This window comes from Streptomyces sp. NPDC008313 (assembly GCF_042956125.1).
GTDB lineage: Bacteria > Actinomycetota > Actinomycetes > Streptomycetales > Streptomycetaceae > Streptomyces.
In genome coordinates, this window is record NZ_JBIBFR010000004.1 from 38,101 (window position 1) to 57,163 (window position 19,063).

Annotated in this window: 16 protein-coding genes; 5 read left to right on the top strand and 11 right to left on the bottom strand. The window is 72.2% G+C overall.

The window, feature by feature from the left end:
- The first annotated feature begins 7 nt into the window (after positions 1 to 7).
- Positions 8 to 151, top strand: a complete 144-nt coding sequence (locus tag ACFY93_RS06795; protein ID WP_391354237.1) for an LPFR motif small protein — start codon at positions 8 to 10, stop codon at positions 149 to 151.
- A 160-nt stretch (positions 152 to 311) separates the two neighbouring features.
- Entirely contained in the window at positions 312 to 2,729 is a 2,418-nt protein-coding gene (locus ACFY93_RS06800; protein ID WP_391354238.1) for a helix-hairpin-helix domain-containing protein, read from the top strand.
- Positions 2,730 to 2,870: 141 nt separating this feature from the next.
- On the opposite strand, the gene ACFY93_RS06805 is transcribed toward ACFY93_RS06800, so the two are convergent.
- From ACFY93_RS06805 to ACFY93_RS06815, 3 genes are read right to left on the bottom strand one after another with little or no spacing between them, the layout of a single operon-like run.
- Positions 2,871 to 4,511 (bottom strand): ATP-binding cassette domain-containing protein, encoded by a 1,641-nt coding sequence (locus tag ACFY93_RS06805; RefSeq protein WP_391354239.1) that lies wholly within the window; start codon positions 4,509 to 4,511, stop codon positions 2,871 to 2,873.
- 48 nt (positions 4,512 to 4,559) lie between these two features.
- Positions 4,560 to 4,685, bottom strand: a complete 126-nt coding sequence (locus tag ACFY93_RS06810; protein WP_391354240.1) for a hypothetical protein — start codon at positions 4,683 to 4,685, stop codon at positions 4,560 to 4,562.
- Positions 4,682 to 6,391: a BCCT family transporter gene (locus ACFY93_RS06815; RefSeq protein ID WP_391354241.1), complete on the bottom strand. Its 1,710-nt coding sequence runs from the start codon at positions 6,389 to 6,391 to the stop codon at positions 4,682 to 4,684. The genes ACFY93_RS06810 and ACFY93_RS06815 overlap by 4 nt, the downstream gene beginning before the upstream one ends.
- Before the next feature lie 229 nt (positions 6,392 to 6,620).
- On the opposite strand from ACFY93_RS06815, the gene ACFY93_RS06820 reads away from it, so the two are divergent.
- Entirely contained in the window at positions 6,621 to 8,111 is a 1,491-nt protein-coding gene (locus ACFY93_RS06820) for a M1 family aminopeptidase (protein ID WP_391354243.1), read from the top strand.
- Positions 8,112 to 8,163: 52 nt separating this feature from the next.
- Here ACFY93_RS06820 and ACFY93_RS06825 read toward each other — a convergent pair whose 3' ends face one another.
- The gene (locus ACFY93_RS06825; RefSeq protein ID WP_391354245.1) at positions 8,164 to 9,060 is read right to left on the bottom strand and encodes an oxygenase MpaB family protein; all 897 of its coding nucleotides are present in this window, start codon (positions 9,058 to 9,060) and stop codon (positions 8,164 to 8,166) included.
- Positions 9,061 to 9,103: 43 nt separating this feature from the next.
- A complete protein-coding gene (locus tag ACFY93_RS06830) occupies positions 9,104 to 10,573 on the bottom strand; it encodes an amino acid permease (protein ID WP_391354246.1) in 1,470 nt (489 codons plus the stop codon).
- A 274-nt stretch (positions 10,574 to 10,847) separates the two neighbouring features.
- Between ACFY93_RS06830 and ACFY93_RS06835 the strand changes: the two genes are divergently transcribed.
- Positions 10,848 to 11,618: a MerR family transcriptional regulator gene (locus ACFY93_RS06835; RefSeq protein WP_391354248.1), complete on the top strand. Its 771-nt coding sequence runs from the start codon at positions 10,848 to 10,850 to the stop codon at positions 11,616 to 11,618.
- A 59-nt stretch (positions 11,619 to 11,677) separates the two neighbouring features.
- On the opposite strand, the gene ACFY93_RS06840 is transcribed toward ACFY93_RS06835, so the two are convergent.
- The 5 genes from ACFY93_RS06840 to ACFY93_RS06860 all read right to left on the bottom strand — a co-directional run bounded on the left by ACFY93_RS06840 (position 11,678) and on the right by ACFY93_RS06860 (position 18,269).
- Positions 11,678 to 13,855 carry a 3-hydroxyacyl-CoA dehydrogenase NAD-binding domain-containing protein gene (locus ACFY93_RS06840; RefSeq protein WP_391354249.1) on the bottom strand — a complete coding sequence of 726 codons (2,178 nt, stop codon included), beginning with the start codon at positions 13,853 to 13,855 and terminating at the stop codon, positions 11,678 to 11,680.
- 47 nt (positions 13,856 to 13,902) lie between these two features.
- Positions 13,903 to 15,117, bottom strand: a complete 1,215-nt coding sequence (locus ACFY93_RS06845; RefSeq protein WP_391354250.1) for an acetyl-CoA C-acetyltransferase — start codon at positions 15,115 to 15,117, stop codon at positions 13,903 to 13,905.
- 37 nt (positions 15,118 to 15,154) lie between these two features.
- The gene (locus ACFY93_RS06850) at positions 15,155 to 16,297 is read right to left on the bottom strand and encodes an acyl-CoA dehydrogenase family protein (RefSeq protein ID WP_391354251.1); all 1,143 of its coding nucleotides are present in this window, start codon (positions 16,295 to 16,297) and stop codon (positions 15,155 to 15,157) included.
- A 3-nt stretch (positions 16,298 to 16,300) separates the two neighbouring features.
- Complete coding sequence (locus ACFY93_RS06855) at positions 16,301 to 17,437, bottom strand: CoA transferase (protein ID WP_391354253.1); 1,137 nt, start codon at positions 17,435 to 17,437, stop codon at positions 16,301 to 16,303.
- 139 nt (positions 17,438 to 17,576) lie between these two features.
- Complete coding sequence (locus tag ACFY93_RS06860) at positions 17,577 to 18,269, bottom strand: endonuclease V (RefSeq protein ID WP_391354254.1); 693 nt, start codon at positions 18,267 to 18,269, stop codon at positions 17,577 to 17,579.
- Positions 18,270 to 18,332: 63 nt separating this feature from the next.
- Here ACFY93_RS06860 and ACFY93_RS06865 point away from each other — a divergent pair, with 63 nt between their 5' ends.
- Positions 18,333 to 18,629 (top strand): YciI family protein, encoded by a 297-nt coding sequence (locus ACFY93_RS06865; protein ID WP_391354255.1) that lies wholly within the window; start codon positions 18,333 to 18,335, stop codon positions 18,627 to 18,629.
- A gap of 52 nt (positions 18,630 to 18,681) precedes the next feature.
- On the opposite strand, the gene ACFY93_RS06870 is transcribed toward ACFY93_RS06865, so the two are convergent.
- Positions 18,682 to 19,008 (bottom strand): plasmid stabilization protein, encoded by a 327-nt coding sequence (locus tag ACFY93_RS06870; RefSeq protein WP_391354256.1) that lies wholly within the window; start codon positions 19,006 to 19,008, stop codon positions 18,682 to 18,684.
- Positions 19,009 to 19,063: the final 55 nt, after the last annotated feature.

Consider the following 19,063-nt stretch of genomic DNA (forward strand, 5'->3'; position numbering starts at 1 on the left):
GACCCACGTGTTCCGTGCCATCGCAGACGTGCTGCGACAGATCGGCGGGGCGATCGCCACCGTCGTGACCCTGCCGTTCCGGGCCGTGGCCCGGCTGTTCGGCGGCGCCTCGGACTCCACGCGCCGCGGCGGACGGGCCCGCAGGGCCTGACCCGCACCGTCACCGGAGCCGGACACGCCGAGGCGTGTCCGGCTCCGGTGTGCCGGGATTCGTCCGGGCCCGGCCGCGCCGCCGGGCGCCCTGATCCCCCGTTGTCGGCGTCACCTGCCACAATTGCCGCGCAACCCAGTGAAGAAGGCGGTACGGGATCGTGACGACACCCGGGTCCATCCAAGTAGGGTCCGTCGAAAGCAGGATCGCCGAGGAGCTCGGCGTACGGGAGCGGCAGGTCAAGGCCGCCGTGGACTTGCTCGACGGCGGGTCCACGGTGCCCTTCATCGCCCGCTACCGCAAGGAAGCGACCGAGATGCTCGACGACGCGCAGCTGCGCGCGCTCGAGGAGCGGCTGAGGTATCTGCGGGAGCTGGAGGAGCGGCGCGCCGCGATCCTCGACTCCGTGCGCGAGCAGGGCAAGCTCACCGCCGAGGTCGAGGAGCGGATCCGGGGCGCGGAGACCAAGGCGCGCCTGGAGGACATCTACCTGCCGTTCAAGCCCAAGCGGCGCACGAAGGCGCAGATCGCCCGCGAGGCGGGCCTGGAGCCGCTGGCCGACGGACTGCTCGCCGACCCCTCGGTGGACCCGCTCGCCGCCGCCGCGGCCTTCGTCGACGCCGGCAAGGGCGTCGCCGATCCGCAGGCCGCGCTCGACGGCGCCCGCTCGATCCTCACCGAGCGGTTCTCCGAGGACGCCGACCTGATCGGCGAGCTGCGCGAGCGCATGTGGGTGAAGGGACGGCTGGCCGCCCGGGTGCGCGAGGGCAAGGAGGAGGCGGGCGCGAAGTTCTCCGACTACTTCGACTTCTCCGAGCCGTTCACCGAGCTGCCCTCGCACCGGATCCTGGCCATGCTGCGCGGCGAGAAGGAGGACGTCCTCGACCTCGTCCTGGAGCCGGAGGAGGCCACCGACGGCCCGTCGTCGTACGAGGCGACGATCGCCCACCGCTTCGGGATCGTCCAGCGGGGCCGCCCCGCCGACAAGTGGCTCGCGGACACCGTCCGCTGGGCCTGGCGCACCCGCGTCCTGGTGCACCTCGGCATCGACCTGCGGCTGCGGCTGCGCACGGCCGCCGAGGACGAGGCGGTCGACGTGTTCGCGGCGAACCTGCGTGACCTGCTGCTCGCCGCCCCCGCGGGCACCCGGGCGACGCTGGGCCTCGACCCGGGTTTCCGTACGGGCGTCAAGGTCGCCGTGATCGACGCGACCGGCAAGGCCGTCGCCACGGACGTGATCCACCCGCACGTCCCCGCCAACCGGTGGGACGAGGCGATCGCGAAGCTGGCCCGGCTGTCGGCGGCGCACGCGGTCGAGCTGATCGCGATCGGCAACGGCACGGCTTCCCGCGAGACCGACAAGCTCGCCGGTGAACTGATCACCAGGCACCCGGAGTTGAACCTCACCAAGGTGATGGTCTCCGAGGCGGGCGCCTCCGTGTACTCGGCGTCGGCGTTCGCCTCTCAGGAGCTGCCCGGCATGGACGTGTCGCTGCGCGGCGCGGTCTCCATCGCCCGGCGGCTCCAGGACCCGCTGGCCGAGCTGGTGAAGATCGACCCGAAGTCCATCGGGGTCGGGCAGTATCAGCACGACCTGTCCGAGGTGAAGCTGTCCCGTTCCCTGGACGCGGTCGTCGAGGACTGTGTGAACGGCGTCGGTGTCGACGTCAACACCGCCTCCGCGCCACTGCTCTCCCGCGTCTCCGGGATCTCCTCCGGGCTCGCCGAGAACATCGTGGCCCACCGCGACGCGAACGGCCCGTTCCGTTCCCGCACCGCGCTCAAGGACGTGGCCCGCCTCGGCCCCAAGGCGTACGAGCAGTGCGCGGGCTTCCTGCGCATCCGCGGCGGCACGGACCCGCTGGACACGTCCAGCGTGCACCCCGAGGCGTACCCCGTGGTGCGCCGGATGGTGAAGAAGGCCGGGGGCGAGGTCGCCTCGCTCGTGGGCAACACGGCGGTGCTGCGCTCCCTGCGGGCGGACGACTTCGTGGACGAGAAGTTCGGCCTGCCGACCGTGACGGACATCCTGAAGGAGCTGGAGAAGCCGGGGCGCGACCCGCGTCCCGCGTTCAAGACGGCCACCTTCAAGGAGGGCGTCGAGAAGATCGGCGACCTCGCGCCCGGGATGGTCCTGGAGGGGGTCGTCACCAACGTCGCCGCGTTCGGGGCGTTCGTGGACGTCGGTGTCCACCAGGACGGGCTCGTGCACGTCTCCGCGATGTCGCGGACGTTCGTCAAGGACCCGCGTGAGGTCGTGAAGCCCGGCGACATCGTCAAGGTGAAGGTGATGGACGTCGACATCCCCCGCAAGCGGATCTCGTTGACGCTGCGGCTGGACGACGAGGCGGGTGCCAAGGGACGGGACGAGGAGGGACGCTCTCCGCGCGGGGGACGGCCTCCGGCGCCTCGCCAGGGGCAGCGGTCCAGGGGGCAGCAGGGTCAGGGGCAGGGCCGGCAGGGGCGTGGGGGCGGCGCCCGGCAGGGCACTCCCGCGTCGCCCGCGCCCGCCAACGGGGCCATGGCCGACGCGCTGCGGCGGGCGGGGCTGGCCGACCCGAAGCGGGGACGGGGCTGAGAGCGATGCCGGGGCCCCTGGTCGGAGGGGCCCCGTCGGCGGGGTGGGCGTGACTGCGGTGGGATGACGGACCGGCGCCTGACCGGGTGCCGCCTGCGCCCACCCGTGCCGCCAGGGCGGCAGGGGTGGGCGCAGGCTGAGCTACTGCTCCTTCACCTGGCCGTTCGCCACCTCCAGGCGGCGGGTGGTGTGGACCGCGTCGAGCATGCGGCGGTCGTGGGTCACCAGGAGGAGGGTGCCCTCGTAGGTGGAGAGGGCGGACTCCAGCTGCTCGATGGCCGGCAGGTCGAGGTGGTTGGTCGGCTCGTCGAGGACGAGCAGGTTCACGCCGCGCCCCTGGAGCAGGGCGAGGGCCGCGCGGGTGCGCTCGCCCGGTGACAGCGTCGCCGCGGAGCGCAGGACGTGGTCCGCGGTGAGCCCGAACTTGGCCAGCAGGGTTCGCACGTCGGCGGGCTCGGTGTCGGGCACCGCCGCGCCGAACGCGTCCAGCAGCGATTCCGAGCCGTGGAACAGCTTGCGGGCCTGGTCGACCTCGCCGACGACCACCCCCGAGCCCAGGGACGCGTGCCCGGCGTCCAGCGGGACCCGGCCGAGCAGCGCGGCCAGCAGCGTCGACTTGCCGGCGCCGTTCGCGCCCGTGACGGCGACCCGGTCCGCCCAGTCGATCTGCAGGGTCACGGGGCCCAGGGTGAAGCCGCCGCGGCGCACCTCGGCGTCGCGCAGAGCGGCGACGACGGCGCCGGAGCGGGGGGCCGCCGCGATCTCCATGCGCAGCTCCCACTCCTTGCGCGGTTCCTCGACCGTGTCCAGCCGCTCGATCATGCGCTGGGTCTGGCGTGCCTTGGCGGCCTGCTTCTCGCTGGCCTCGCTGCGGAACTTGCGGCCGATCTTGTCGTTGTCGTTGCTCGCCTTGCGCCGGGCGTTCTTGACGCCCTTGTCCATCCAGGAGCGCTGCATCTGGGCGCGTCCTTCGAGGGCGGAGCGCTTGTCGGCGTACTCCTCGTAGTCCTCGCGGGCGTGCCGGCGCGCGGTCTCGCGCTCCTCCAGATAGGCCTCGTAGCCGCCGCCGTACAAGGTGATCTGCCGCTGGGCGAGGTCGAGTTCGAGGACCTTGGTGACCGTGCGGGTGAGGAACTCGCGGTCGTGGCTGACGACGACGGTGCCCGCGCGCAGCCCGGACACGAAGCGTTCGAGGCGCTCCAGGCCGTCCAGGTCGAGGTCGTTGGTCGGCTCGTCGAGCAGGAACACGTCGTAGCGGGAGAGCAGCAGCGAGGCGAGCGAGGCGCGGGCCGCCTGGCCGCCGGACAGCGACGTCATCGGCTGGTCGAGGCCGACGGCGAGTCCGAGGGAGCCGGCGACCTGTTCGGCGCGCTCGTCGAGGTCCGCGCCGCCCAGGGCGAGCCACCGCTCCAGACTCGTCGCGTAGGCGTCGTCGGCGCCCGGTGCGCCGTCCACCAGGGCCTGCGTCGCCTCGTCCATGAGCCGCTGGGCCTCGGCGACGCCCGTGCGGCGGGCGAGGAAGTGCCGCACGCTCTCGTCGTCGCGCCGCTCCGGTTCCTGCGGCAGATGGCCGACCGTGGCGGTCGGCGGGGAGAGCCGGCGCTCCCCCTCCTCCGGGGCGAGGAGCCCGGCGAGCAGCCGCAGCAGGGTGGACTTGCCCGCGCCGTTGGCACCGACGAGGCCGATCACGTCCCCGGGGGCGACGACGAGGTCGAGCCCGGAGAAGAGCGAGCGGTCGCCGTGTCCGGCGGCGAGGTTCTTGGCGACGAGAGTGGCAGTCATCAGGAGGCCGATCCTAACGGCCCCGCGGCGGGCCCCCGTACCGGCTTTTCAGCGGGCCACCGGCTCGACCAGCACGGCCTCCGCCGTGCGGGCCACCAGGAAGGACGTCCCTGCGACGGCCTTCGGGTCCAGCGGGATCCGGTGCCGGTACGGCGTTCGCCGAGGTGCGGTCACTTGTGTTCGTGGCCGAGCGGGTCGCCCTCCGTGTCCAGGCCCTGGCCGGGGCCGATGCGGATCTCGAAGTCGCCCTCGTAGCGCTTGTGCCCCTCGATCACCGCGAGTTCGACGGCCTCCGAGGCCATCTCGCCGCGCACGATGAGCGGGTCCCTGCGCAGGTCGCGCATGAGGGCCACGCACATGCCGACCATGACGAGCACGAACGGCGCCGCGGCGAGGATCGTGAGGTTCTGCAGGCCCGTCAGGGCGTCGCCCTCGCCGCTGCCGACCAGCAGCATGATGGCGGCGACGGCGCCGGTCACGACGCCCCAGAACACCACGACGAGACGGGCCGGTTCCATGGCGCCCTTCTGGGAGAGGGTGCCCATCACGATGGAGGCGGCGTCCGCTCCGGAGACGAAGAAGATGCCGACCAGGATCATCACGAGCAGGCTGGTCGCGGTGGCGACGGGGAACTCGTGCAGGACGCCGAAGAGTTGTCCCTCGGGGGTGGACTCGGCGCCGAGCCGGCCGCCCTCCTTCATCTTCATCGCCGAACCGCCGAAGACGGCGAACCAGACGAGGCTGACGGTGCTCGGGACGAGGATGACGCCGCCGACGAACTGCCGGATGGTGCGGCCGCGGCTGATCCGGGCGATGAACATGCCGACGAACGGCGTCCAGGAGATCCACCAGGCCCAGTAGAAGACGGTCCAGTTGCTCAGCCACTCGGCGACGCCCTTGCCGGTGCTGGCCTCGGTGCGGCCGGCCAGCTGGGGCAGGTCGCCGAGGTAGGAGAAGATCGAGGTGGGCAGCAGGTCGAGGACGATGATGGTGGGGCCCGCGATGAACACGAACACCGCGAGGGCGAGCGCCAGCACCATGTTGATGTTGGACAGCCACTGGATGCCCTTCTCGACGCCCGAGATGGCGGAGGCGACGAAGGCCGCGGTCAGCACGGCGATGATCGTGACGAGCAGGCCGGTGCTCACGTCGTCCATCCAGTCCAGCACCTTGAAGCCGGAGCCGATCTGCAGGGCGCCGAGGCCCAGCGAGGCGGCGGAGCCGAAGACGGTGGCGACGATCGCGAGGATGTCGATCACCCTGCCCCAGTGCCCGTTGGCGTGCTTCTCGCCGATGAGCGGGGTGAAGACCGCGCTGATCGTCTGCCGCCTGCGCTTGCGGTAGGTGCTGTAGGCGATGGCGAGGCCGACCACCGCGTAGATCGCCCAGGGGTGGAGCGTCCAGTGGAAGAGGGTCGTGGCCATCGCCGTCTGCATGCGTTCGGCGGAGTCGGAGGGGCTGGTGCCCGGCGGGGGGTCGGTGTAGTGGGCGAGCGGCTCGCTGACTCCGTAGAACATCAGGCCGATGCCCATGCCGGCGCTGAACATCATCGCGACCCAGGAGACGGTGCGGAACTCGGGTTCCTCGCCCTCGGCGCCGAGGTAGATCTTGCCGTAGCGGCTCGCGGCGAGCCAGAGGGCGAAGACGACGAAGCCGGAGGCGGCGAGCATGAAGGCCCAGCCGCCGTTGTGGATCAGCCCGTGCAGCAGGGTGCCGGACGCGCTCTCCAGGGAGTCGGTCCAGGCGGCTCCCCAGACCACGAAGGCCACGGTCAGTGCGGCGGTCACGCCGAAGACCACCCGGTCGGTACGGTGTGCGGAGCCGTCCGGGAGATCCGGTGCACCGCCCGCCGCCCCTCTCTTCTTCAGGTCGTCTGTCATGCGCGGCACCTTCCCCTGGAGGGCGGACGGACACGTGTTTCCCGTATGCCCCAGGAAGTACCACAGGCACCGCGCCTCGCCCTTCTCCGCGGCGCCGGTGTCCCGTCCGATGTGGGTCCCATGTCGGCCGAATGGCGATCGTGTGACAGGGGTGGCCATGGACATGACCGTGGCCGGAGGGGCTGAATAGGCTCGAACGGACCACGGGCCCCTACCACTTGGAGCTTCAGTGCACCGCAGACTCATCGCCCCGGGCGCGCTCGCGGCCTCCCTGATGCTGGCGATCCCGGCATCGGCGGCGGACTTCCGGCCCGGGGCGCCGGGCATCGGCGACCCCTACTACCCGGACTACGGCAACGGCGGATACGACGTCTCGCACTACGACCTGCGGCTGAAGTACCAGCCGCGGACGGACGAACTGGAGGGCACGGCGACCCTCTCGGCCACCGCCCGGCAGGACCTCTCCCGGTTCGACCTCGACTTCCTGCTCGACGTGAGCGAGGTGCGGGTCAACGGCGCCAGGGCGTCCTTCACCCACTCGGGCGAGCACGAGCTGGAGATCACCCCGAAGACCCCGCTGCCAGAGGGCGCCCCCATGACCGTGGTCGTCCGCTACCGCGGCGTGCCCTCGTCCGAGCAGGCGTACGGCTTCACCAGCTGGCACCGCACCCCGGACGGCGGTGTCGGGGCCAACGAGCCCGAGGCCGCCTGGTGGTGGTTCCCCAGCAACGACCACCCCCTCGACAAGGCCACGTACGACGTCTCGGTGGCCGTGCCGGACGGGACGCAGGCGATCTCGAACGGCACCCTGCAGTCGACCTCCTCCCGCCTCGGCTGGACCCGCTACAACTGGCGCTCCCGCAAGCCGCAGGCGACGTATCTCGCCACGCTCGCGATCGGCAGGTTCGACCTCACGACCGGCACCTCGGACAGCGGCATCCCCGTCGTGAACGCCTACAGCAAGGACCTGGGCGACAACGACGGGGCGGCGCGGGCGAGCGTCGAGCGCACGGGCGAGATCGCCGACTGGCTGAGCGGGTATTTCGGGCCGTATCCGTTCGACGCGCTCGGCGGGTACGTCCCGAACACGAACACCGGCTACGCCCTGGAGACGCAGACCCGGCCGTTCTACAGCCCCCGCCAGTTCGCGTCCGGCTCGAACGTCTCCGTCGTCGTCCACGAGCTGGCCCACCAGTGGTACGGCGACGACGTGTCCGTCGCCGGATGGAAGGACATCTGGATCAACGAGGGCTTCGCGCGCTACGCGCAGTGGCTGTGGTCCGAGCACGAGGGCGAGGGAACGGCGCAGGAACTCGCGGACTACGTGTACGCGTCGCATCCGGCCGGCGACGCGTTCTGGACGGTCGCGCCGGGTGACCCCGGCCCGGAGAACCAGTTCGACATCGCCGTCTACGACCGGGGCGCGCTGGCCATCCAGGCGCTGCGGAACGAGATCGGCGACGACGCGTTCTTCGCCGTGCTGAAGGGCTGGCCGAAGGAGCACGCGTACGGCAACGCGACGGTCGGCGACTTCCTGAAGTACGCCGAGCGGATCTCGGGCCGGCCGCTCGCCGCGCTCTTCGACACCTGGCTGTACCAGCCGTCGAGGCCGGACGCGTCCGCGGCGAAGGGCGCGGCGCTCACCCGCGCGGCGGCGCCGCCCCTCCGGCCGAGGTCGTGGAAGGCGATCGCGGCGACGAACGCGGTCCACGCGCGCTGATCCCGCGGCAGCACGGGAGCCCCGGCGGGCCGCCGGGGCTCCCCCGTCCGGGTCAGCCGGGGCGCCTGGCCCGGGCGCGGGCGCGCCTCGCCAGCGGGAGGTAGCGCAGCCGCTCCGGGAGGAGGGGGACGACGACGCGGACGACCCGGCCCAGGGCGCGCAGACGGCGTTCCTGGGCGTCCGTCCAGGGCAGTCCGATCGCCTCCCGCGCGTCGGGCGGCATCAGACCGATCGTGGCGAACCTGCGGAACCGGGCGATCGGGGGGAACAGCACCGGCCACAGCAGGCGCAGCGGCAGCCTCAGCGCGAGGGGGCCGCGGTCCGGGGGCGGCACCGGCCGGTCCACCGAGGTCAGCTCGTCGGCGACCGCGGTCAGCTCCAGCTCCTCGGCGAGCATCCTGCGGTAGTAGGGCCAGAACTCCTCGAGCGTCTGCGGCATGTCGCGGTCGTGGATGCCGAGGATCCGGCCGACGCGGAGCCACTCGGCGTACAGCTGCCGCTCCTCGGCCGGGGTGTACGGGCGGCGCTGGAGGTAGGCGCTCGCGTGCCGGAAGACCGGGAAGCCGGTCGCGTGCACCCAGGCGTAGTTGGCCGGCATGAGCGCGTGGTACGGGCGCCCGCGGGTGTCGGTGCCCTGGATGGTGCGGTGCAGGCGGCGCAGCCGGCGCCCCTCCTCGGCGGCTTCCTCGCCCCCGTACACCCACAGCTGCGCCGAGCGCAGGGACCGCTCGCCGCGGCCCCAGGGGTCGGTGCGGAACACCGAGTACGTGTCGACGCCCGCGCCGACGGCGGGGTGCGCGACCTGCATGGTGAGCGCGGAGGGGAGGGTGAGCAGCACCCGGATGTCCCCGGCGACGCTCCAGAGGATTCCGCCGACGGGCGGCGGGGCGGGGTCCCGCCGCCCCGCCCCGTCCGGCTCTTCGGACTTCCCCCCGGTCTCCCACGTCATCTTTTCATCGTAGGAGACCGGAGGACCCGGACCGGGACCGGGCCTAGCCGTTCGTGAGCCGGGTCAGCTCCCGGTCCTCGGCGGCGCTGACGCGGCGGCGGACGACGAACCAGCCCGCGGTGAGCAGGACGGCGAGGAGCGGGACGAGGTAGAGGGTCTTGCGGCCCACCTCGGGGTCGTTCCCCATCAGGCCGAGGACGGCGAGCAGGAACGCGATGGTGACGATCTCGGTGACCGGGCTGCCGGGGAGCCGGAAGGACGGCCGGCTGAGCAGGCCCTCCCTGGCGCGGCGGACGAACGCCAGGTGGCAGACCATGATGATCACCCAGGTGCTGATGATGCCGAGGGACGCCACGTTCAGGACGATCTCGAAGGCACGGTTGGGCATCAGGTAGTTGAGGCCGACGCCCAGGACGCACACGGCGGAGGTCAGCAGGATGCCGCCGTAGGGGACCTGGCTGCGGTTCATCCGTGCCGTGAACCGGGGCGCGGAGCCGGCGGTCGCCATCGAGCGCAGGATGCGGCCGGTGGAGTACAGGCCGGAGTTCAGCGACGACATGGCGGCCGTCAGCACGACCAGGTTCATCACGTCGCCGGCCGCCGGGACGCCGATGCGCGACAGGACCGTCACGAACGGGGACTCGTCGGCCGAGTACACCGAGCCGGGCAGCAGCAGCGCCAGCAGGACGACCGAGCCGACGTAGAAGAGGCCCACGCGCCACATGATGGAGTTCACCGCGCGCGGCACGACCTTGTGCGGCTCGGCCGTCTCGCCGGCCGCGACGCCCACCAGTTCGAGGGACGCGTAGGCGAAGACGACGCCCTGCATGACGATGACGACGGGCATCAGCCCGTGCGGGAGGAGGCCGCCGTTGTCCGTGACGGCGCCGAGCCCCGGCGTCCGGCCGCCCACGTCGTGCTGGGTGACCAGCAGGAACACGCCGACGCACATGAAGGCCACGAGGGCCGCCACCTTGACGACGGAGAACCAGAACTCCATCTCGCCGAAGATCTTCACCGAGATCAGGTTCACGGTCAGGACCACCGCGAGGGCGATCAGGGCCAGCACCCACTGGGGGATGTCGGTGAACAGGCTCCAGTAGTGGGTGTAGAGGGCGATCGCCGTGATGTCGGCGATGCCGGTCGTCGACCAGTTGAGGAAGTACATCCAGCCGGCGACGTAGGCGCCCTTCTCCCCCAGGAACTCGCGCGCGTACGACACGAAGGAACCCGACGAGGGCCGGTAGAGGACCAGCTCACCGAGGGCGCGTACGACGAAGAAGGCGAAGACGCCGCAGACGAGGTAGGCGAGGGCCAGCGCGGGGCCGGCGGAGTGGAGGCGGCCGCCCGCCCCCAGGAAGAGTCCGGTGCCGATCGCGCCGCCGATCGCGATCATGTTGACGTGGCGGGCCTTGAGGTCCTTGCTGTAACCGGCGTCGCCCGCGTCCGCGGGCGTCGTGGTCGCGACGGTGGGGGACGCGACCGCGGCCGTGTCTACGGCGTCCTTGCTCACGGGTGGATCTACTCTCTGGTGCGCCCGACGCACTGCGTGCTCGGGTGTCCCGGTGGGGGGTGGGTCCGGCCCGTCCCGCTTCGCGGGCGGCACGGACCAGTGCGCCACCTTCCCCGAAGCTCTCCCGGCATGCGGTGGCACGCCTCACACCGCGGCGCATCTCACACGGTGGGGGCGGGTCGGGAGGGCGATCGGGAGGGTGGTTTCACAACACTGGTGAGACAGCAATACTGTGCCACCTGATCGATGTGACACCGAGAGGTGAGGGGCTGCGATGGCGACGGACACCGGGGAGCCTGCGGCGCGGGACGGACGGACCGCCGAGGACGACGGGGAGCCGGACCTCACGGTGGACGAACTGGCCGCGCGTGCGGGCGTCACCGTCCGCACGGTCCGCTTCTACGGCACCAAGGGCCTGCTGCCCCCGCCCGTGCTCGGCCCGAGGCGGGTGGGTCTCTACGGGCAGCGGCACCTGTCCCGGCTGGCGCTCATCGAGGAACTGCAGCACCAGGGCATGACGCTCGCCGCGATCGAGCGGTATCTGCACCAGCTGCCCGCCGATCTCAGCGCCCGCGACCTCGCCATCCACCGCGCCGTCGTGGCCTCCTGGGCCCCGGACGCGGCGGAGGACATGTCCCGGGCCGAGCTGGAGCGGCGCGCCGGGCGGCCGCTGACCGGGGAGGACCTGGACCGGCTCGCCGCGATGAACGTCGTGGTGCGCACGGCGGCCCCCGGCGTCTTCAGCGTGGACCCGGGGCTGCTGCGGCTCGGCGTGCAGCTCCTGGACGTGCCGATCGCGCACGAGACGATCCTGGCGGCACGCACCGTCCTGATGGAGCACGCGCGGGAGGCGGCCCACGAACTGGCGCGGATGTTCCGCGAGGAGGTGTGGGAGCCTCGCCGGGAGCAGGAGCCGGACGCGGAGCACGTCGCGGCCATGAAGTCCCTGTCGGCGCACATGCAGCCGATGGTGGTGCAGGCGCTGCTCACCACCTTCCAGCGCTCCCTCAAGGAGGAGCTGAGGCAGCGGCTCAAGGACTCCTGAGCCGCTCGCCCCGGCGGCGGCGGCTCGGGACACCCCGGGCCGCCGCCGTCCGCCGCGCGTCAGCGCGCGTCGCTGAACCGCTCGCCCTTCTCCGCCTTCCCGACGAGCAGCGCCGGCGGCTCGAACCGCTCCCCGTAGCGCTCGGCGAGCTCACGCGCGCGTGCCGCGAATCCGGGCAGTCCGCCCTCGTAGCCGTTGATGTACTGCAGGACGCCGCCGGTCCAGCCGGGGAAGCCGATCCCGAAGACCGAACCGATGTTGGCGTCGGCGACGGACGTCAGGACGCCCTCCTCCAGCAGCCGGACGGTGTCCAGCGCCTCGGAGAACAGCATCCGCTCCCGCATGTCCTCGAACGGGATCTCGTACCCGGGCTTGGTGAAGTGCTCGCGCAGGCCGGGCCAGAGCCTTCCGCGGGCGCCGTCCTCGCCGTACTCGTAGAACCCCGCACCGCCGCTGCGCCCGGGCCGGCCGAACTCGTCGACCATGCGGTCGATGACCGTCTCCGCGGGGTGCGGGGTCCAGGTGCCGCCCGCCTCCTCGACGGCCCGCCGGGACTCGGCGCGGATCTTGCGGGGCAGGGTGAGCGTCAACTCGTCCATCAGGGAGAGGACCTTGGCCGGGTAGCCGGCCTGGGCGGCCGCCTGTTCGACGGAGGCGGGCTCGATGCCCTCGGCGACCATCGCGACACCCTCGTTGATGAAGTGGCCGATGACCCGGGAGGTGAAGAAGCCGCGCGAGTCGTTGACGACGATCGGTGTCTTGTCGATCTGCCGTACGAGGTCGAAGGCGCGGGCCAGCGCCTCGTCGCCGCTGCGCTCGCCCCTGATGATCTCGACCAGCGGCATCCTGTCCACGGGTGAGAAGAAGTGCAGGCCGATGAAGTCGGCCTGGCGCTCCACGCCCTCGGCGAGCGCGGTGATGGGCAGGGTGGAGGTGTTGGAGCACAGCAGCGCGTCGGGCTCGACGAGGTGCTGGATCTCCTGGAACACCTTGTGCTTGAGCGCGGTGTCCTCGAAGACGGCCTCGATGACGGCGTCGCAGCCCGCGACGTCGCGCGGGTCGGCGGTGGGGGTGATGCGGGCGAGCAGCGCGTCCGCCTTCTCCTGGGTGGTGCGTCCCCGGGAGACCGCCTTGGCGCACAGCTTCTCGGAGTAGCCCTTGCCCTTGACGGCGGCCTCCAGGGCGACGTCCTTGAGGACGACGTCGATGCCGGCGCGGGCGCACGAGTAGGCGATACCCGCGCCCATCATCCCGGCGCCGAGCACCGCGACGCGGCGGACCTCACGCTTCGGCACGTCCTTCGGCCGGTTGGCCCCGGAGTTGACGGCCTGGAGGTCGAAGAAGAACGCCTGGATCATGTTCTTCGCGGTCTGCCCGGTGACCAGCTCGGTGAAGTAGCGGGCCTCGATGACCAGGGCGGTCTCGAAGTCGACCTGGGAGCCCTCGACGGCGGCCGCGAGGATGTTGCGCGGGGCCGGGTAGGGGGCACCGTTCAGCTGCTTCCTCAGGTTGGCCGGGAAGGCGGGCAGGTTGGCGGCGAACTTCGGGCTGGCCGGGGTGCCGCCGGGGATGCGGTAGCCGGGCCTGTCCCAGGGCTGCTGCGACTCGGGGTGGGCGTCGATGAAGGCGCGCGCCTTGGCCAGCATGTCCTCGGGGGTGGCGGCCACCTCGTGGACGAGGCCGTTCTCCAGGGCCCGCTTCGGGGAGTACTGGGTGCCCTGGAGCAGCACCTTCAGCAGGGCGTCGGCGATGCCCATGAGGCGGACGGTGCGGGTGACGCCGCCGCCGGCCGGCAGCAGACCGAGGGTGACCTCGGGCAGGCCGATCTTGGAGCCGGGGGCGTCGAGGGCGACGCGGTGGTGGGAGGCGAGGGCGATCTCGTAGCCGCCGCCGAGGGCCGCGCCGTTGATCGCGGCGACGACGGGCTTGCCGAGGGTCTCGATGCGGCGCAGGGAGGACTTGATGGCCGTACCGGTCTCGAAGGCCTGCTGGGCCTGTCCGGGGCCGACCTTCATCATGTCCTTGAGGTCGCCTCCCGCGAAGAAGGTCTTCTTGGCGGAGGTGTAGATGATGCCGCGGATGGAGTCCTTCTCGGTCTCGGCGCGTTCGGCGATCGCCGCGATCGAGTCCCTGAAAGCCTGGTTCATGGTGTTGGCGGACTGGTCGGGGTCGTCGAGGACGAGCGTGACGACGCCGGTCTCGTCCTGTTCCCAGCGGATGGTGGTGCTCTCGGTCATGACGAAGGTCTCCGGTCTCCGTAGAGGGGTGGTGGTCCGCTGGGGTGCTAGAGGCGCTCGACGACGGTCGCGATGCCCATGCCGCCGCCGACGCAGAGGGTGGCGAGGCCGTAGCGCTTGTCCTGGCGCTCCAGCTCGTCGATCAGGGTGCCGAGGATCATCGCGCCGGTGGCGCCGAGCGGGTGGCCGAGCGCGATGGCGCCGCCGTTGACGTTGACCTTGTCCAGGGACAGGCCCATGTCCTTGACGAAGCGCAGGACGACGGCGGCGAACGCCTCGTTGATCTCGACGAGGTCGATGTCGTCGATGGTCAGACCGGCCTTGGCGAGCGCCTTGCGGGTGGCGGGCGCGGGACCGGTGAGCATGATGGTGGGCTCCGAGCCGGAGACGGCGGCGGAGACGATCCGGGCGCGCGGGGTGAGCCCGTGGCGCTCGCCGACCTCCTTGGAGCCGACCGCGACGAGGGAGGCGCCGTCGACGATGCCGGAGGAGTTGCCCGCGTGGTGGACGTGGTCGATGGCCTCGACCCAGTGGTACTTCTGCAGGGCCACCGCGTCGAAGCCGCCGAGGTCGCCGATGTCCGCGAAGGACGGCTTGAGCCGGGCGAGGGAGTCGGCGGTGGTGCCGGGGCGCAGGTGCTCGTCGTGGTCCAGGACGACGAGGCCGCTGCGGTCCTTCACCGGGACCACGGACCGGCCGAAGCGGCCGTCCTTCCAGGCCGCGGCGGCCCGCTCCTGGGAGAGGGCCGCGTACTCGTCGACGTCGCGGCGGCTGAAGCCCTCGATGGTCGCGATGAGGTCGGCGCCGATGCCCTGGGGGACGAAGTTGGTGGCCAGGTTGGTCATCGGGTCGGCGAACCAGGCGCCGCCGTCGGACGCCATCGGCACCCGGGACATGGACTCGACGCCGCCCGCGAGCACCAGGTCCTCCCAGCCGGAGCGGACCTTCATCGCGGCGAGGTTGACGGCCTCGAGGCCGGAGGCGCAGAAGCGGTTCTCCTGGACGCCCGCGACGGTGTCGGGCAGACCGGCGGCGATGGCGGCGATCCGGGCGATGTCGGAGCCCTGGTCGCCGACCGGGCCGACGACGCCGAGGACGACGTCGTCGATGGCGGCGGGGTCGAGGCCGGGGAACCGGGTCTGGATCTCGTGGATGAGGCCGACGACGAGGTCGATGGGCTTGGTGCCGTGCAGGGCGCCGCCCGCCTTGCCACGGCCGCGCGGGGTGCGGATCGCGTCGTACACGTACGCTTCGGTACTCACTGGTGAGCCTTTCGGGAGGGGCGGGGCGGGGGCGGGGTCAGCCGAGCAGGGACCGGCCGATGATCTCCTTCATGATCTCGGTGGTCCCGCCGTAGATGGTCTGGATGCGGCCGTCGGTGAAGGCCCTGGCGACGGCGTACTCGGTCATGTAGCCGTATCCGCCGTGGAGTTGCAGGCAGCGGTCGGCGACGCGCTTCTGCAGCTCGGTCGCCCACCACTTGGCCATCGAGGCGTGCACCGCGTCGAGCCGCCCCTCGGAGTGGTCGACGACGCAGCGGTCGACGAAGGTGCGGGTCACGGCGCACTCGGTGGCCATCTCGGCTATCTCGAACCGGATGTGCTGGAGCCTGGAGAGCGGGCGCCCGAAGGCCTCGCGCTCCTTCACGTACCGGGTGGTGATCTCCAGGAGGTGCTCGGCGGTGGCGATCCCGGCGACGGCGATGGCCAGGCGCTCCTGGGCGAGGTTGGTCATCAGGTGGACGAAGGCGCCGTCGAGCTGTCCGAGCAGGTTCTCCTTGGGCACGCGGACGTCGTGGAAGAACAGCTCGGCGGTGTCCTGGGCCTTCTGGCCGATCTTGTCGAGGTTGCGGCCGCGCTCGAAGCCGTCCATGCCGCGCTCGACGACCAGCAGGGACAGGCCCTTCGCGCCGCCCTCGGGCGTGGTCCGCGCGACCACGACGACGAGGTCGGCGAGGATCCCGTTGGAGATGAAGGTCTTGGAGCCGTTGAGCAGCCAGTGGTCGCCCTTGTCCTCGGCGTGCGTCCGGATGCCCTGGAGGTCGGATCCGGCGCCGGGTTCGGTCATCGCGATGGCCGTGATCAGGGAGCCGTCGCAGAAGCCCGGCAGCCAGCGCCGCTTCTGCTCGTCGGTGCCGAGTCCGGTCAGGTACGGCCCGATGATGTCGTTGTGCAGCCCGATCGCGAGCCCCGGCGCCCCGGCGCGGGTGAGCTCCTCGGCGAGGACGGCGCTGTAGCGGAAGTCTGGCTCGCCGCCGCCTCCGTACTCCTCGGGGACCGCGAGGCCGAGCAGGCCCTGCTCGCCGGCGGCGCGCCAGGCGGCGCGGGAGGTGATGCCGTCCTTCTCCCACTGGTCGTAGTGCGGCCGCACCTCCTTGGCGAGGAAGGTGCGCACGGTCTCGCGGAACGCGTCGTGGTCCGCGGTGAAGATCTGCCGTTCCATCGGTCAGTCGCCGTCCTTGGTCAGCCGGGGTACGTCCCAGTCGCGGGCCACGTCCGCCGTGTCGGCGCCGGGCCGGGCGGGCCCGCTCCGGACGGTGGTGGGCGTCGTGGAGAAGCGGGGTGCCGGGGCGGGCTGGGTGATGCCGCCGTGGCCGGTGAAGGTGGAGCGGGCCGCCAGGTGCGGGTGGTCCGGCGCCTCGCGCAGGGTGAGCACCGGCGCCACGCAGGCGTCGGTGCCCTCGAAGACGGCGGTCCACTCGGCGCGGGTACGGGTCCGGAAGCGGGCGGCGACCCGCTCGCGCAGCTCGTCCCAGCGGGCCGGGTCCGCCCGCAGCGGTGCCGCGTCGTCCAGGCCGAGCAGGGCGGCGAACTCGTCGTAGAACCTCTGTTCGAGGGCGCCGACCGCCATGTGCCGGCCGTCGGACGTCGCGTAGGTGCCGTAGAACGGGCAGCCGCCGTCGAGGAGGTTGGCGCCCCGGCGGTCCTGCCAGGCACCGGCCGCGACCATGCCGTGGATCATCGAGGCGAGGTGCGCGGCGCCGTCGACGATCGCCGCGTCCACGACCTGGCCGGTGCCGCTCGCGCGGGCGTGGTGGAGCGCGGCGAGGATGCCGACGACCAGGTAGAGGGAGCCGCCCGCGTAGTCGCCGACGAGGTTGGCGGGGACGACGGGCGGCTCGCCGGGCGGGCCGATCATGCCGAGGGTGCCGGTCACGGCGATGTAGCCGATGTCGTGGCCGGCGCGCGGGGCGAGCGGGCCGTCCTGCCCCCAGCCGGTCATCCTGCCGTAGACGAGCCGGGGGTTGCGGGCGTGGCAGGCGCCGGGGCCGACGCCGAGGCGTTCGGCGACGCCAGGGCGGTACCCCTCGACCAGTACGTCGGCCCGTTCCACCAGGTCGAGGACGCGGGCGGGCCCGTCCGCGTCCTTCAGGTCGACGAGGACCGAGCGCTTGTTGCGGTTGGTGATGTCGTACTCGGGGTCGATGCCGAGCCCGGCGCCGCCCGGCCGGTCCACCCGGACCACGTCGGCGCCGAGGTCGGCGAGCAGCATGGCGGCGAACGGGCCGGGGCCGATCCCGGCCAGCTCCACCACGCGCACCCCGGTGAGCGGCCCGTTCCCCGCCGTTCCCGACGCTGCCATGGAACCCCCAGCACTGTGACACAACCGATGTAACATCAGCGATGTTAGGAACGGGGTCCTGCGTGCACAACCCCGGGCGAGCAAGCGCTTGGCCAATTGTGACCGACCTCGGGCGCCCGCGCCCGGGGACACACGCCGGTCACACCGGGGTGGCCTCCGCGAGGGCGCGCCGGCACAGGGCGTCGGCCCTGCGGGTCGTCTCCGGGAGGCGGTATCTCGGAGTGAGCGCCAGCGTGTGCGCGCACGCCGTGTCGAGGCTCACCCGGTGGCCGGCGGAGACGAACACCGGCTTGACGCCGTCCCGGGTGCGCAGGGCACGGCCCACCTCCTCCTCGCCCGCCAGCAGCGGGGACGCCGAGCCCCGCGAGGCGCCCGGCTCTTCGTGGGAGAAGACGAAGGGGTTCTTGGCGACGCCGATCGTGGCCAGTCCGGTGAGCACGCCCAGGTGGCAGGCGAGACCGAAGCGGCGCGGGTGGGCCAGGCCGTAGCCGTCGCACACCACGGTGCCCGGCGGGCACGGCAGCGCGTCGAGCGCGGCCAGCACGGTGGGCAGCTCCCGGAAGGCGAGCAGACCGGGCACGTACGGGAACGAGATCCGACCCACGGCCGTGGTCTCGGCGACGACGTCGAGGCTCGCCGCGTCCAGGACGACGGCGGCGGCCGCGACGAGGTCGCGCGCGTCGTCGTAGGCCACGTCGACCCCGGTCACCCGTCCGGTGCCGGGCGGCGGGCCCGGCTCGCCGAGGATCAGCCGGTCCCTCAACTCGTCCTGGACGGCGCGGGCTTGCTCTTCGGTTGCGGGCCATCCCGCGGGAACAGGTACGTTCGTCATGATGGGGACGAGCGTACGGACCCGTCGGCGGGGCGGCGGTGCCACGAGGGTAGGCTCGCGATCATGTTCGTACTGGAACTGACCTACACGGTCCCGCTCGAAGAGGTCGACGCGCTTCTCGAGGCGCACGTCGCGTGGCTGGACGAGCAGTACGCGGCAGGGGTGTTCCTGGCTTCCGGGCGCATCGAGCCGCGCACCGGGGGCGTGATCCTGGCCGCCGGTGCCGACCGGGCGCGGATCGAGGAGATCACCGGCCGCGACCCGTTCGCCGTCGCGGGCGCCTGCACCTACCGGATCACCGAGTTCGTCGCCACGAAGACGGCTCCCGCGCTGGAGCGGTACCGGGAACCGCTCGGCTGATCCGGCTCCGCCGGGCCGCCCGGCGTCACGGACGGCCCGGAGGCGGGCGCCGTCACTTGTCGCCGAGAGCGCGCTTCAGCTGCTGCTTGTTCATGTCCGAGCGGCCGTGGACGTTGCGCCGCTTGGCCTCCGCGTACAGCTGGTCGTAGGTCGGCCCCTGGGCCCCCTGGTGCGAGCGCTGTCCCCCGCGCTCGCCGGACGACTTGTCCTGGGTGGACGAACGGCTCGCGTTCTTCGACTCACCCGAGCGGGCCCGCTCCTTGTTCACGGTGCGCGCGGCGATCTCCTCGGCACGCCCCTCGCTCTCACCGCGATCCCGCGCGCTCTCCTTGATGTGCTCGTACTGGCGTTCCCGCTTGGGACTCGAACCACGGGGCATGACCGCTCACTTCCTTTCGTGTCGGCTGACCGTGTACCCGCTCCCGAGGCAATCA

What these genes read in the sequence shown, in the direction of transcription:
- ACFY93_RS06805 (WP_391354239.1), bottom strand. Translation starts at nt 4,511, where the DNA reads ATGACTGCCACTCTCGTCGCCAAGAACCTCGCCGCCGGACACGGCGAC.
- ACFY93_RS06815 (WP_391354241.1), bottom strand. Translation starts at nt 6,391, where the DNA reads ATGACAGACGACCTGAAGAAGAGAGGGGCGGCGGGCGGTGCACCGGAT.
- ACFY93_RS06825 (WP_391354245.1), bottom strand. Translation starts at nt 9,060, where the DNA reads ATGACGTGGGAGACCGGGGGGAAGTCCGAAGAGCCGGACGGGGCGGGG.
- ACFY93_RS06835 (WP_391354248.1), top strand. Translation starts at nt 10,848, where the DNA reads ATGGCGACGGACACCGGGGAGCCTGCGGCGCGGGACGGACGGACCGCC.
- ACFY93_RS06840 (WP_391354249.1), bottom strand. Translation starts at nt 13,855, where the DNA reads ATGACCGAGAGCACCACCATCCGCTGGGAACAGGACGAGACCGGCGTC.
- ACFY93_RS06850 (WP_391354251.1), bottom strand. Translation starts at nt 16,297, where the DNA reads ATGGAACGGCAGATCTTCACCGCGGACCACGACGCGTTCCGCGAGACC.
- ACFY93_RS06855 (WP_391354253.1), bottom strand. Translation starts at nt 17,437, where the DNA reads ATGGCAGCGTCGGGAACGGCGGGGAACGGGCCGCTCACCGGGGTGCGC.
- ACFY93_RS06860 (WP_391354254.1), bottom strand. Translation starts at nt 18,269, where the DNA reads ATGACGAACGTACCTGTTCCCGCGGGATGGCCCGCAACCGAAGAGCAA.
- ACFY93_RS06865 (WP_391354255.1), top strand. Translation starts at nt 18,333, where the DNA reads ATGTTCGTACTGGAACTGACCTACACGGTCCCGCTCGAAGAGGTCGAC.
- ACFY93_RS06870 (WP_391354256.1), bottom strand. Translation starts at nt 19,008, where the DNA reads ATGCCCCGTGGTTCGAGTCCCAAGCGGGAACGCCAGTACGAGCACATC.